The sequence below is a fragment of the Nostoc sp. UHCC 0302 genome (assembly GCF_038096175.1).
GTDB lineage: Bacteria > Cyanobacteriota > Cyanobacteriia > Cyanobacteriales > Nostocaceae > UHCC-0302.
Map to the genome: position 1 here is coordinate 8,158,316 of NZ_CP151099.1, position 14,359 is coordinate 8,172,674.

Here is a 14,359-nt window from a genome sequence, read left to right on the forward strand (position 1 = left end):
TCCCTTTTTCTATGACTAAGCAACCACTTCGCATTGCGCTATTTACAGGTTTATACGCTCCTTTTTTGACTGGAGTTTCTGTTGCCGTACACCAACGTGTTAAATGGTTATTGCAACAGGGGCATGAAGTTTTTTTAGTACATCCAGAAATCAATGATCGCTATCCCAAAAATGTTGGCGATCGCCCGATGCCTGGGTTGAACGAAATTGAGTCTTTTCCTAACTTCTCTGCTTACGCATTTCCAACAAGACCGCTGATATTCTATAAATCTCTTCCCCAACCATTACACTATCGGCATTGGAGCGATACCAAGTTACTAAAAAACTTTCAACCAGACATTATCGTCGTTGAAGAAGCAGCACAAATGAGAGGTTTATACTCACTTCTCTTGCAAGGTTATGGTCGCGCTATTGGCAGCGAATATGCAAAACGAACAGGCACTCCTACAATATCACTTTTTCATACTGATATTGTTGCATACATCAAATATTACTTTGGAAATCAGTTCTTCAAACTGATTTATCCAATCATTCCTATCTTGATTAAGCGGTTTAGTAGTTTTTACGATGTCAACTACTTTTCCTCTAAAGAGCAGTTGATTAAATACAAAAGGATGAAATGTCAACGCGCTGAATACCTGCCTTATCAAGGTATTGATTGCGAAAAATTTCATCCGCGGAATATCAGTTATGATCCAATTCCTGATGACCATCGACCGACTTTGTTATTTGTTGGACGCATTACTCCAGAAAAGAATGTTAGCCAACTTCTAGATATATATCCGCTGATTGCTGCCAAAATTCCTAATGTTCATCTAGTCATCGTTGGTAGTGGCCCCCAAGATGAAGAGATTCGTCAGCGTGCCGAAAAGTTTAAGTCTGGAGTTACCATTTGGGGTGAATCGCACGGTACACAACTTTTAGGTTGGTTTGCAAGAGCAGATGTATTTATTAACCCTTCCATCACAGAAAACTTCTGCACTACAAACAATGAGGCGCTAGCATCTGGAACCCCTGTTGTTGCTGTTTTTGCACCCTCAACTTCAGAGCAAGTCTTCCCCGGACATAACGGCTTTCTTGCTCAACCTAACAACCCAGAAGATTTTGCCCAAAAGGTGATTACCATTTTAGAAAATCCACAACTGAAAGCGGAATTGACTCAGCAAGCTCGCCCCTCAATACTAGATTTTGATTGGTCGGCGTGTATGCAAAAGTTTGAAGACAAACTCTACCAGCTTGTAAAAACATCAAAAAAGGTATAGTCAGCATACTACTATTCTGTCAAGTTTGATTTGAAGGGTTTCAAAGCCTCTCTCCCTGTGGGCTACGGTGTACACACAAGTGTGAAATAGCGAATGAGCTTGTGTTTGAGCTTTTGTTTTACCCCACCCTAACCCTCCCCTTGGAAAGGGGAGGGAACTAGATTTCCTATTTCCCCCCAATGCATCGGGGGGATTAAGGGGGTAATTCGACTTGTGTGTACACCGCCCTTGAAAAGGGGAAGGAATTAGATTTCTTGTTTCTCCCCAATGCATCGGGGGGATTAAGGGGGGTAATTTGACTTGTGTGTACACTTTAGCTCTGTGGGGGAGAGGTTTGGAGAGGGGTTTTTTAAATCCGTCAAACTCACGTTAATTTAGCGATATCTGTCATTTGTGTTTTGGCTCGCTTATGCTAATGCATCGCTTGGTTATACCAAGACATTGCTTGGTTATGCTAAGACATCGCTTGGTTATGTCAAAACATCGCTTGGTTATGTCAAAACATCGCTTGGTTATGCCAATACATTGCTTTGTTATGCCAATACATCACATTGTTATGCCATTGCATCGCTGTTGCTGATTAGAAATTTAAAAATCACGCAGAGGAGCCAGGTGTTGCGCGGGTTTCCAAGGCACTCCGTTGGACGGCTTTGCCGGCTTGAAGGAAGTGCCGCCGCGTTGTAGCAACTGGCGTCGCGCAGAGTAGACAGAGAATTTCTTCTTAATCTCTGCGCTCTCCACGGCCACCTAAGTTTGCTCAACGGGGGGAACCCCCGCACGCAACTTCTCTCTGCGTGACACTTCAAGAAACATAATTTATCAAAGAATTAACCTGGATTAGCCGGTGAATACTCCTCAAACCGCCAACGTAGAGAAGAAGCATTTCTAGTTTCCCAAACTTGAGAGATATCAAACTCTACTAAACGCTGCGCCCCAGGGAAAGCTGCTAATCGCTTTGTCTCCCAAATCACTTTTGCTTTCCCAGTTATTTGCAGAGTATGCCCAGCGGCAAAATCGATGAACAATAAACCAGCATTGGGATTCACGACTAAGTTACCGAGGGTCTGAAACATATTGTTCCCGGCGTAATCGGGAAACACCAGCTTTTGGCTGTCTAATATCTGCACAAATCCCGGAAATCCTCCTCGATGAGAGGCATCTGCTCCCCGTTCAGGATGGGAACTAGCAATAAAAAAGGTATCAGATTGGGCAATCCAGTATTGTTGAGTCAGATTTAAAGCATTTGTAGTTTGGATTTGTACTTGTCTTGGAAACTCTGATGTTACCGTTTCCAAATGACGCACTTGGATGTACTTGGGACAGTTAAAGAATGTTTGCTGAATCTGGATTTTTATTTTTTCTGGAGGCTTATTCAGCGCTCTGCCATTGAGACGTAAACGCTTGCGCTGTGCTAAATCAATTATTAGTAGACCAATATAATCGTGATGCTGCAAATTTTGATTTAATGGATCGGTGGCTATGAGAGTAGTCTCAATCTGTACTGACTGCTCATTCAAGACGCGGATAAAACCGCGGTGTCCAGTTAACAAAGATGCCCAAATGTTGCCATTAGCATCTATAGTACTAGCGATCGCAAATTGTTGATTGCTAAGAAACTCCTCAGCAGATGGTTTAATAATGTTACTAATTACACTACTGAGACTTTGCGCCTCTTCTTTGACTCCCACCTGGGTTTGAACTGCGATTTCTCCAGTGTGAAATACCATTGCTTTCCTCTTTTGCTTTTGGGGTTACAACTCTGGTAACCCGATATAACGCCATAGCTGTTTAATCCGCTCAATCCAGCCCAGTACGTTAAAATAATCGTCTTGGGCTAGCCTTCTATAGGGAAAACAGGCAATATCAGCATCCGCGCAAAAATTGTAGACACTCTCAAAGCTTTTTAACAGCAACTATGAAGAATTAAGCATAGTATAAATTGCAAGCGAATTATCTAAACTACGTGCAAATATCATGATTCTCGCATGAATAAAGTACACCAACAATAAGTCAGGAAGCATAAGCTAGGAGGCTGAAACGTAGCTCAGCAAAGGTAACTTGCAGTCACTCTTTCCCCTTCACCTTTCTGGTTAATGATTCCTGAATCTCAAAGCGAGAGTTCATCATAAGCAATTGAGAACTGCTATATAGTTCTACATTACTAGCCCTAACTCTAAAAAACTAGCCAATTTGGCTATATCTCTTGGATTCTTGCTGATATCAATTGTGCATTTTACTATTTCTTGGGATAAAATAATTTGCCTGACAGTAGAGACGTTGCAATGTAATATCTCTAACCGTCTTAAAACCGTACACACAATTTTTAAGTGATCTGTCTTAGCTTTTAATCAAAATATTAATTGGATGAATAAAATATTTGTTTTGAGCTAGCAAATCCGACATAAATCCCTTAATTATGTCTAAAAAATTAGTATAATAAAATACTATAAATACAGTATACCAAAGCAATTTCTTAATAAAAAAGATGGTAATTTAAGCTTTTCAAACAACTACATACTTAAATTTTCAGTCCGTATTCGTTGTTTTTAGATAACAATTATATTAGACATAAATCAAGGTATTAAGTCATAATAACCTATCCGAATCACTTGATTTTTTAAATAGAGTCAGGAAGAATATAAATTAAGTCTAACATCTTGTAGACGCTCTTGGTGACAACTTAACCTTATCCAATGTCCACAGTCCGCGCAAGCGGACTTTATTTATGTAATCTCAAGTTATATTTGTCAGAAATACTTTGTATTTTGATAATTCAAAATACAAAGTATTTAATTTGTCAGATTTTAAAGCAACAGATTCCTAGCTTCTTTAAGAAGCTAAGAATTTTGTACTAAAGGTATGCCTTCTCTACAATGTTTAAAATGAGGAGCGTAGTAAACTTTCCACTAAATTTATTCTAAGAAATAAGCTCCCAACTCCTTTATTCGTTCTACCCAAGCTTTTACCTCATCACCTACTTTGTACTTCCATTCAAGTTGAAGTACTTCTCTAGTATGAGAATCATCAAATACTACTTTGTCTTTGTTTTCAAAGAGTGGCGCTTGGAATTTTACCTGAGCAGCTTCTGCAAACAAAGTTGACATCTGGCTAATACTCAGATTGTCAGGTGCTGCAAGGTAATGCCCTCCTTTGGAACCTTTCCGTGCGACGGCAATGTAGCAGTCTGCTAAATCTTCAACATGAACCCATGCCGTCATAAAATCTGGTGGAAATGGCTGATAGCCTTGGTGTGGTTTCCCTGTAATAAACTGTTGAATTGCAAAATCCCAGAAACTGCCACGGGTTGGCGATGAACCATACACTGATGAAGGATACACAATGGAAGCATTACCTCCATTGCTAATATATTCTTTTACTAGCGCATCCTTCATCACATTTACACCCACTAGTAATTCAATACATACTAAATATTCGGGCTGTACAAAACCTTTTTGCGGAGGGGTTTCTGTGATTCGTCCTCCGTCAGCGGTTATTAAAGAGAAATTTCCACTAGTTGCAATTACATGAATATCTAGTGAAACCGCGCTAGCGCCGTGCAAAGATGCTTCTAATGCTTTGCGATCTTTCTCAAATTGAGCTTCTTTGCTTGATTCTGGAGGCATATGCCACGCCACATTAATTATCGTTTTAATATCATGTTTACGAATTGCCTCTTCAACATCATTGCTAGAAAATTCTGACTCTTTGGAGCGAATTATTTCCTTGCAGAATGGCTTGATAGCCTCAATATTACTACTCGGACGCACAAGTGCTAATACGGCAAAATCTTGTGTTTGGGAAAACTTACGGCACAGCGCACCACCAATATAGCCAGTTGCACCCACAATCAAGACGTTTTTAACTGAAGAGCTTTTTTGATCTGAAAATTCTTTATTTTCTGACATATTTAAAACTTCTACTTAATCAAGTTATTCAATAAATATAAAAGCATTGTTAAGACTCCTTATATCTCTGTTGAAAATATTATTATAAAGTATAAGCAGCAGTCATGATGATTTACGCTTTAATTGTGCTGTAAAATTCCTTCTCTTCTCGCAAATGCCGCACGTCGCTAGCAATAAAACGATTGATTTTTATCTCCTGTTTAATATCAAAAGTAATGATAGAAAATATGGTGTAGAATGCAACTCTGACTTTAAGTAATAATTAGAATTAAAAGTTGGTTTTGGACAATTTTTGAATTTGTTGAGTAAAGTACGTTTCTTGATGTTTGAGTTGTTGCGCCAGTTCTAAACCTTTTTGAAATGCTGTTAGTGCTTGAGGATATTCTTTGCGTTCTAAATAGAGTTGCCCAATTTTGTCGTAGGCTTCCATCAACCCATAATAGTTGACAGCTTGTTCCTCTATCTCCACGAGAATTTGGCTAGCTTGCAAAGCCTCGTCTATTTGTCCTTGCGAACGGTACAGTGCAATTAACTTCTGTAAAGCTTCACCAGCACGGACGTACTGTTGTAATTGCCAAGCGGTAGTATAAGCTTCTTGATAGTTTTCAAAAGCATCTTGCAATAAAGTAGGATTTTTCTTCGCGAGAGATTCATAATTTGAGGCGATCGCAAACTTCAATTCTGGTATTGCAGTAAAATTATTTTCACTCAGGTAAATTTGGGCTAGCTTATTCTGTACATTTATCGCTTGCTGTGGTTGTTCTGTTTTGTCGTAAATGTCAGCCAGTTGTTTCAAATATGCTACCTCATTCAAGCGATCGCCCCTAGAAGTAGCGAAAGCTAGTAATTGTTCGTAGGTGCTAGCGGCTTGGGGATAATCAAACCAACTTAGATGCAACCCTCCAATCGTATTTAAGGTTTCAACTTCTGCTACTGCATCTTGTTGCTGTCGTACTGTTGCCAGAACTTGGTTGTAAACTTCTAGGGCTGGTTTAGGCGATCGCACTTTTTGGTAAGCTACACCAAGCGATCGTAATAGTTCCAGATCAACACCTTTTTGGGCAGATTTTTTTGCGGGTAGTGCCTGCTTTTGAATTACTTGTAATCGCTGCGTAATATATTGTACTTCTTGAGGATTGTTTTGATTCCAGGCGATTTCACCAACTCGTGATAATGCTTGCACCTCTGCAATAGAACCTAAAAAATGCCGTAAGCGCAGTTCCCGATTCCAAATTTCAAAGGCTGTTACCTGATCTCCTGCTTGCAGTTTTGCCGCAGCTTGTTGATTCAACTCATCTAACGCTATTTCTAACCTTTGCTGTTCTTCGAGAGTTAATGGTTGTTTGTCTTTAGGCGATCGTGGTACTAAAGGGTCAGGTGTGGTAATTTCTAGCGGACTAGGAGGAAATTTATCCGCTTGGTTGGGGTCTTTACTTTCCGCGAGGGTCAAAGAACTGCTAAAGAGTGTAGCGACAGTAGCGATCGCAATTAAGCGTTGTAACATGGGTACTTTACCTTGCCTTGAGTTAGTTGCATGAGGAATAGGTAATTGGTAATTATCCCCATGCCCTATTATTTACTAACTTTTCTCCAGCTTTACAGCAAGCTGACCTAAAAAGTTTGCCAGCTTGGTGTCTTAGTGGTTAAAAAATTGACTTTTGAACCACCAAGGCACAAAGACACGATTATCATTACGAGTGCAGCTAAGATTTTTCAGTCTACGGAGTGTCAAAATATTTTTAGATAATTTTTAAGCAACTGGTAGATCATTTGTAATGACTCATTCTACTGATATCATCACCTTAGCCCGCTGGATGGCTGCTGACTTTAGTAATCAAGAACAAGCTTTTGAAAATCCGCCTTTTTATGCTCACATTCGCGTGTGTATCCGTCCCCTCCCTTGGGAATTGTTCTCAGGGGTAAGTTTGTTTTTGGAACAAGCTTATGATTTTCTACTTGATCGACCCTACCGGATGCGGGTAATGAACTTGATTAAGGAAGACAACCATATTGTTATCGAACACTACAATCTTAAGGAAGAACAAAAGTTTTACGGCGCATCCCGTGAACCCGAACGCCTAAAACTCTTATCTGTTGACCAACTGAATAAAATGCCAGGTTGCAACATGGTTGTAGAGTGGACTGGTAAGAGCTTCAAAGGCAGGGTTGAATCTGGCAAAGGCTGCATTGTCGTTCGCGACGGCAAAAATACTTATCTTGATAATGAATTTGAGATTGACCCTGACAAGTTTTTTAGCCTCGACCGGGGACGAGATTTAGAAACAGACGAACGTCTTTGGGGTTCAATCGCTGGGCCATTTCATTTTGTCCGTTGGGGTAGCTTTGCCGATGAGGTGAAAGTCAGCGACGAATAAGAAACTTGAACATTTGTAGTGGCGTGGCAAGCCTAAAATAGTGCGTGATGATTTTCTTGTACGGTGAGCGTCTCACCCGTCCAAAAGCGCTGGATCACAATAAATTTATTTGCATCATTTTAGCCTTGTCATGCTAGTACAAATCTAGCTCCCTACCCATGTAGCGGTAGCAAGATTTTTGTGAAAAGGTATAAGTTCATCAACGATAAAAGCAAAAAAGGAGAGTTATTGGTTACTCTCCAAATTATTAGGGTGCATATGTTTAGCACACTATATCATTTATTACTTGAGTACTAATACTTATTAAATAGTAATTTTAAATTTATTTACAATATCTCTTGAAATTCTAGAAAAATAAAAAAGAGAGCTACTTAGGCAGCTCTCCAGATCATCAGGGTGCATCTACTATTTATCACAGTATAGCATTTGTGGTATGAGGGTTGTCACCCTCTATTTTTGCTATTTCTGTAAAGATTCTGCAAATAATTCTGCAAAAACACTGAAATTAAAACTTATTGCATCTACAAATTGGCATAAATTACAGCTATTGGTGAATGCTTGCCAAAACTTATACCAATTTCCGAAAATATTGATGTATGTAGATCCATCGTAAAGACACGGCATTACGGTGTTCCTAGCAACGTATTTGTATATACGATTAATAATTAATCCCCCCAACCCTGCTTTTCACAATGTTAGGGGGATGTTTAACGTCTTAACTAAACTGTATTCAGCGAGGACGAGGTATAAATCAAACAAAGTTGATCAGTAGCCGCTAAGCATTCAATTTCTTCTCTACCAATTCGTTAGTCAGCTTAGGATCAGCACGTTTGCCAGTCTTTTTCAAAACCTGTCCAACAAAGAAGCCTTTAAGGTTAATGTTACCGTTGCGATACTTTTCTAGTTCTTTGGGGTTGGCGGCTATCACTTCATCAATGATTGGTTCTAGTACATTCGGATCGCTGATTAACTCTTGACCGGCAAAAGCTTTCTCAGGAGAAATACCACTCAGCAAATCAGGCAATTTTTCTTTAGCTTGGGCGTTACTAATTTTGCCTTGTTCAATCCGAGTGATCACCTCAGCTAAATTGGTAGGAGTCAAAGCAATTTCAGTGATACTGAGTTTTTGCTTGTTGAGGTATGCTGCAATATCTTGAGTAATCCAGTTAGCTGCGGCTTTAGGATTTGCGCCAGAAGCGATCGCAGCTTCAAAATACTCTGATACGAAACGTTCTTCTGTCAACACTCGCGCATCGTAAGGCGAAAGCCCTAAGTTATTTTCATAATGATGGCGTTTTTGTGCTGGGAGTTCTGGTAATTCGCTGCGCCACTTCTCTAATTGTTCTTTTGTCACCTCAATCGGTGCTAAATCTGGCTCAGGGAAATAGCGGTAATCGCTAGAACCTTCCTTAACCCGCATACTAATTGTGCGTTGAGAACCTTCTTCCCACAGACGAGTTTCTTGTACGATGCGATCGCCTGATTCTACAGCTGCAATTTGTCGCTCAATTTCATATTCAATCGCCCGTTGAATAGCATTGAACGAGTTCATGTTTTTAATTTCTACTTTGACGCCAAATTCCTTTTGTCCCACTGGACGCACGGAAATGTTGACATCGCAGCGTAGTGATCCTTCTTGCATATTGCCGTCACTCACACCGAGATAACGCACAATCCGGCGTAATTCTTCAGCATATTCGGCGGCTTCTTGTCCAGAACGCAAATCTGGTTCTGAAACAATTTCTACCAAGGGGATACCTGCGCGGTTGTAGTCTACCAAAGAATAGGTAGAACCGGATAGGCGGTCACTACCTGCGTGTACTAATTTTCCCGCATCTTCTTCCATATGCAGACGTGTAATGCCGATACGCTTGCGAATCGGGTTACCATTAGCATCTAGCAGCTCAATTTCTAACCACCCATATTCAGCAATGGGTAGATCATATTGAGAAATTTGGTAATTTTTAGGTAGGTCTGGATAAAAATACTGTTTACGGTCAAATTTGCTATATTTAGCGATTTGACAATTCAGCGCCAAACCAGCCTTGACAGCGTATTCTAGAACTTTTTCGTTAAGTACGGGTAAAACTCCAGGTAAACCCATACAAACTGGGTCAATATTAGTATTGGGTTCAGCACCAAATGCTGTAGAACTATTAGAGAAAATTTTGGTGTTGGTACTCAGCTGACAATGGGTTTCTAGACCAATAATCGCTTCGTACTCAGTTTTTACTGTAGTAGCAGCAGTCATAACATTAAAAAGTTCAACCAATTTACAATTAAATTACTATTTTAGCCCCGCCTTGACCATTTCTCAGCTTCAGCTTGTTACTAGGTCTTGAAGAAGGACGCCATAGTTACTTTTTAACAAGAAAGAATACATCATTCTGAATTCTGGGTACTGACTCCTGTATTCTTCTTCAATGATTTTGCTCTTCATTTCTAGCTTGCCAATAAAACAAGAACATGATCACAGTGTAAGTTGCAACTATCACATCTAAAAAAGAAGAGACTATTATGTTCAGAAAAATATTATATTCTCTGATAATTAGATACCCTAGTATATAAACAATCAAGGTAATGATTGTTGTTGCAACAGTGAACAAAGAAACAACTCCAGATATTTCCCATCTTTTGCCTGTTGTCAAATGAGTGCTTCTTTTTAGTAAAGAGGAAGAATTTCCATACCCTTCTATTATAACAATTGAGTCAATTAGCGTATATCTAAGCGCTAAGACAATTCCGGGTATGATAAACGCTATTAATCCTAATAAAATATAAAAGGTTGTAATAAATCGAGCGGTAAATATTTTGCCCCAATTCTGAATACCAACCAATATAACTTGGGAATATTTAACGCTTCTACCTTGTTTAAGCTGCCATAAACAATGAATAATTGCACCAATATAAATTGGATCGAAAATTGTACCTAATAAATTGTGAATTCTGATTTCTCTAGTGTATTGAGCGAATTCATCAGCAGCAGATGGCAAATTAAAATTGATCAACTCAAATAAAATATTTGCCGGAACACGCACAGTTAGTATAATTAAACTAAATAAAATTATATTGGCAGAGAAAATAGCTATTGCTTCCCTGATTTTTGTCATAATATCAAAATATTTAACTATTTTTAACCAAGATAACCACTATTATTGCCAGACGGCAAGGTATAACAGTAATTCTCTTTTGTAAAAGATAGTTAACTAAAATTAAGTGGATAGACTTTGCTAGGCAAATCAAGACCTGATATGGCATCAGATTGTCCAGAAAAACTGACCTGGGAATTTCTCAAATTTATATGGACATATCCAATTACACGTCGCCCTGTCATTTTAGAAAAACTTAGTAAACTTGCACCAAATCAGCAAATAATTATTCTCAAAAAACCACAAGAAATTAGGAGTTTTTTACAAAATATTTATTAATATTATCTTTAATTATGTCTATCTATAGAAAAAGTAAGTATTGTTCTTGCTTAATAGCTCCTTACCGATGACCATTTATAAATTCTTTTAATAATTAAATTGATAAAAATCTTGATTCAATGGCTCTTTGACAATCCAAAATCTAAAATTCATAACCCTACCCCCATCACTCAAGAAATGGGCTTAAAAGAAGTCCGCCTCGCAACTGGTTTGCATTCAACCCGCGAGCGAGTCTGAGTCGAGAGCCTTTACCGAGATGGCGCTCGAAGATATCGCCGTAGTTGCCGACAGATGCAAGAACGCGACGTTGCCACTCTTTGTCTAGACCTAGCTCAGGTGCGGTGATCGGCATTGCCCCAGCACCGCTTGCATACCACCGTATTTCTGGGCTGTCTGCACTGATCAGTGTGTGTATCGTCCACGCTACGATCGCAGACCACTGCGCGTCATTGGTTCCCGTCGTCGCCATCAATGGAAAGCTCGTCAGCGACTCCGGGAGAATGCGGCTTGACAATCGGTTCACACCCGAATCGAGGCGGATCATTGCCAAGGTCGTGATTTCGGCAGCGATCGCATGGCAATTCTGCACATTGTAAGTGTCGATCATCTCCCCGTCCTCAGAGAACGCCCGACGAAACCAATTGCGATGAAGTGCATCGAAGTAAGCCTGAAGACTCCGCTCCACCGAACTGCCAATCATAAAGCAGATACTGTCCCCAGCGAGGTTATCGATGTGGTGGACGGTCGAGGTGGAAGCCACCATTACTGCATGGGATTCCACAAAGACGGTGGGCCCAGGAACCAGCTTGCCAGCCAACTTCTGCTCGTTGATTTCCGATCCTGTGAGGAAGTATACATCATCCTGCTGCTTACGCACTGCGTCAAAATCTTTCGCTGTCTCGTACTCATGGTATTCGATGCGGTCAGGAGATCCGAGAACAGCAGCGGCGATCGCACGGCATACGTCCACATTGAGACCTGTCCAGCGACCTTGACCGACTGGATCTGCCAGACCCGGCCGCTTGACACTTCCGCAGCGAACTATACTACGTGCCTTCACCCGTTCGACCACAGAGCCAGCTTGAGCGACAGAAATCGAGCCGCAAACACCGAGTAGGGTCAGCAAGACTAACACAAAACGCATGAATTCTCCTAATTAGGGATTGGGTACTGGGGATAAGGGGTAATGGGGATTGGGGAAATTCTTGAAGAAATCTATACTTTGTCTCTTCCCTATCCCCCATGCCCAATCCCTTAGAAAAGCCATCTTCAACGGTTGCCGGCTGGGTAAGTGCTTGGCAGCGGGTTGAAACCTGGGGGAATGTTGTTAACAATGCCCTGACGATCATCCTCTGGCGTAATCCCGATCGCCTTACAACCTTGCCCACCGTAATGCGGTAGCGTGGTCACAATACTATCAGGAATTGTTGCAAACGAGGCCGGCAGTGGTGGTGAAATACCAAGCAGACGCTTTGAATCAAAACCAGATAGCAGGCTGTCTGAGATTGGCGAATTGATGTCCCGTGGGCCAAGGTATTTCTGCTCAAATCCTGGCGGGGCATAGTGGTTGAACTTCGGGGAGTTGCCAGCTGCAAGCGCCTGTGCCTCATCGGGGAGGCTAGCGAGCGGAGGCAGTCCGAAAATCGTGTTGATCGTCTCAATTACCGAATTGTGATCACCCTCGACGTGTGAGACAGCGTGTGTCCGTGCGTAGGGTGAGATCAAGATCAGCGGCACGCGGATACCCCGGGAAAGGGGCAGTCCATCAGGGCCATAGGACAGAATACGTGGCGGAACATGGTCGTAGAAACCATCTGACTCGTCATAAGTGATAATGATGGCACTCTGTCTCCAGAGGTTTGGACGTGAGGCGATCGCGTTGATCACGCGGGCTGCCATCGCCTCGCTGAGTTGTCGGTCGGTGTAACCTGGATGGTCGTCATCCCCTGACTTGGATGCATTAATTGCGGCAACTTCATCTGCGGGCGTTTTGGGGTTCGTGATTGGTGGCTTTAACCCTTGCTGGTTCGTGTAGCCACCACGGATATAAAATACACCCCCTCTAGGCAGCTTGTTATTGGCAATGTCGGTGAAGAAGTCACCAAGCCCGCGTAGACTGTCGCTCACCTGCGGTGTATTGGCGATATAGCCGAAATACTGTGCGCCGTTGTGATGGCTAACGTATGCATTGTGCGAGGCAACCCCGTTCGTATCAGTCGGCTCAAGATCATAGCCTTCCTGATACCAGCGCCAATTGACGGGCTTGGTTCTGAGGTTCTGGATGAACGGAATGTCCTGCTGGATATCTGGCAAATCGAACAAAGGATTTTTGTTGCCAGATAACACTGCCTGAATGTTGCGGCCCAGGAAGGTGAGGGGTAGGCTTGCGAAGGTCAGGTTTGAGGCAATGTTGCTATCGGCGTAGCTCTCTTTCGCACCGCTTGGCTGCTTGTTGCCTGTCGTCTCGTCGAACTGAGAGCCGTAGAAGGGTTGCGGGTCGTTGACTATCGGCACTCCCTGCGTTGTACCAGTGTGGCTGCCCACAGTGTAAGACTGTCCGTCTGAGCCATGCTTGATCCACTGTGTCTCACCTGACTGTCCTGCGAGCATCGCGATCGCATTCGGGGTAGAAGGTGTGTCTTCGGTTGCAAAGATGTTATCAAAGACTGTGAAGCGGCTAGCCCACTTCCAAAAGAACGGAATCGTGTCGCAATCGATGTGTGACATGACAAGGTTTGCAAACTGCTTGCCTTCAGCGATGTTAGCTGTACCACCTTTGGATGCAAAGCGCCTGTACTCATCGTAGGCAAACTGATCCATCTGCGGTTCACCGTTCACGATGTGAAGCTTAGTCGCCAGGCCAGTGTGTGAGTGGTCAACGCTATCAATGGCGCTGGCGTTCTGTTCAGCCCCGATCCGGAATGGCTGAACTTTGACAGTTAGGCCGTTGGTGTCTGTGTAGGTTTGAGTGAAGCCCGGCGTTTTCTCTGGAGAACGAGGCCTACGTCCGTCCGAATAGAGTCCATTGACGCCTGGAAAGGTTCCGTATTCGTTATCGAACGAGTGATTCTCGTTGAAGATCACGAAGACGTACTTAATCCGATCTCGGAGTAACTTGGTGAGCAGGCTCTTTGGCAGCTTAGGTTCTCTGGCTGGTTCATTAAAGTATGGAGCGATGTCACGGCTGACATCCGGCTGGGCGGTGACGGTCGAGTCTTCAGACCACGCTTCGCGTCGAAAGGATTCTTTCGCGTTTGCCGAGGCAGCAAACGTCAACGGCAAAATAGAGGACTGTAGCAGCGAAACTGCCAGTGCTAGAGCAAAACGCGACTTATTAAATGGTTTTTTAGCACATTTTGTTGGCAAATTAAGTAGGTAGGCACCGAAAT

General features: G+C 42.1%; 11 protein-coding genes. 4 read left to right on the forward strand and 7 right to left on the reverse strand.

Features of this window, described 5'->3' with window-relative positions:
• Nucleotides 1-11 precede the first annotated feature (11 nt).
• Complete coding sequence (locus WKK05_RS35320; RefSeq protein ID WP_341527609.1) at nucleotides 12-1,262, forward strand: glycosyltransferase; 1,251 nt, start codon at nucleotides 12-14, stop codon at nucleotides 1,260-1,262.
• Between the two features lie 827 nt (nucleotides 1,263-2,089).
• On the opposite strand, the gene WKK05_RS35325 is transcribed toward WKK05_RS35320, so the two are convergent.
• The 3 genes from WKK05_RS35325 to WKK05_RS35335 form a co-directional block, all read right to left on the reverse strand.
• The gene (locus tag WKK05_RS35325; protein WP_341527610.1) at nucleotides 2,090-2,989 is read right to left on the reverse strand and encodes a pyridoxamine 5'-phosphate oxidase family protein; all 900 of its coding nucleotides are present in this window, start codon (nucleotides 2,987-2,989) and stop codon (nucleotides 2,090-2,092) included.
• A gap of 1,185 nt (nucleotides 2,990-4,174) precedes the next feature.
• A complete protein-coding gene (locus WKK05_RS35330) occupies nucleotides 4,175-5,167 on the reverse strand; it encodes an NAD-dependent epimerase/dehydratase family protein (RefSeq protein WP_341527611.1) in 993 nt (330 codons plus the stop codon).
• Nucleotides 5,168-5,435: 268 nt separating this feature from the next.
• Nucleotides 5,436-6,671, reverse strand: a complete 1,236-nt coding sequence (locus WKK05_RS35335; protein WP_341527612.1) for a tetratricopeptide repeat protein — start codon at nucleotides 6,669-6,671, stop codon at nucleotides 5,436-5,438.
• Between the two features lie 271 nt (nucleotides 6,672-6,942).
• On the opposite strand from WKK05_RS35335, the gene WKK05_RS35340 reads away from it, so the two are divergent.
• Nucleotides 6,943-7,542: a chromophore lyase CpcT/CpeT gene (locus WKK05_RS35340; protein WP_341527613.1), complete on the forward strand. Its 600-nt coding sequence runs from the start codon at nucleotides 6,943-6,945 to the stop codon at nucleotides 7,540-7,542.
• Between the two features lie 775 nt (nucleotides 7,543-8,317).
• Here the strand turns inward: WKK05_RS35340 and gatB are convergent.
• Together gatB and WKK05_RS35350 are read right to left on the reverse strand one after the other, a co-directional pair.
• Nucleotides 8,318-9,793, reverse strand: coding sequence for an Asp-tRNA(Asn)/Glu-tRNA(Gln) amidotransferase subunit GatB (gene gatB / locus WKK05_RS35345; protein ID WP_341527614.1), 1,476 nt, complete (start codon nucleotides 9,791-9,793; stop codon nucleotides 8,318-8,320).
• Between the two features lie 169 nt (nucleotides 9,794-9,962).
• Nucleotides 9,963-10,652 (reverse strand): hypothetical protein, encoded by a 690-nt coding sequence (locus WKK05_RS35350; RefSeq protein WP_341527615.1) that lies wholly within the window; start codon nucleotides 10,650-10,652, stop codon nucleotides 9,963-9,965.
• Between the two features lie 141 nt (nucleotides 10,653-10,793).
• On the opposite strand from WKK05_RS35350, the gene WKK05_RS35355 reads away from it, so the two are divergent.
• Nucleotides 10,794-10,970 (forward strand): hypothetical protein, encoded by a 177-nt coding sequence (locus WKK05_RS35355; RefSeq protein WP_341527616.1) that lies wholly within the window; start codon nucleotides 10,794-10,796, stop codon nucleotides 10,968-10,970.
• Between the two features lie 166 nt (nucleotides 10,971-11,136).
• On the opposite strand, the gene WKK05_RS35360 is transcribed toward WKK05_RS35355, so the two are convergent.
• Together WKK05_RS35360 and WKK05_RS35365 are read right to left on the reverse strand one after the other, a co-directional pair.
• Complete coding sequence (locus WKK05_RS35360; protein ID WP_341527617.1) at nucleotides 11,137-12,114, reverse strand: hypothetical protein; 978 nt, start codon at nucleotides 12,112-12,114, stop codon at nucleotides 11,137-11,139.
• A 125-nt stretch (nucleotides 12,115-12,239) separates the two neighbouring features.
• The gene (locus WKK05_RS35365) at nucleotides 12,240-14,147 is read right to left on the reverse strand and encodes an alkaline phosphatase family protein (protein ID WP_341531279.1); all 1,908 of its coding nucleotides are present in this window, start codon (nucleotides 14,145-14,147) and stop codon (nucleotides 12,240-12,242) included.
• Here WKK05_RS35365 and WKK05_RS35370 point away from each other — a divergent pair.
• Entirely contained in the window at nucleotides 14,089-14,349 is a 261-nt protein-coding gene (locus tag WKK05_RS35370; RefSeq protein ID WP_341531296.1) for a hypothetical protein, read from the forward strand. The genes WKK05_RS35365 and WKK05_RS35370 overlap by 59 nt on opposite strands.
• Nucleotides 14,350-14,359 lie beyond the last annotated feature (10 nt).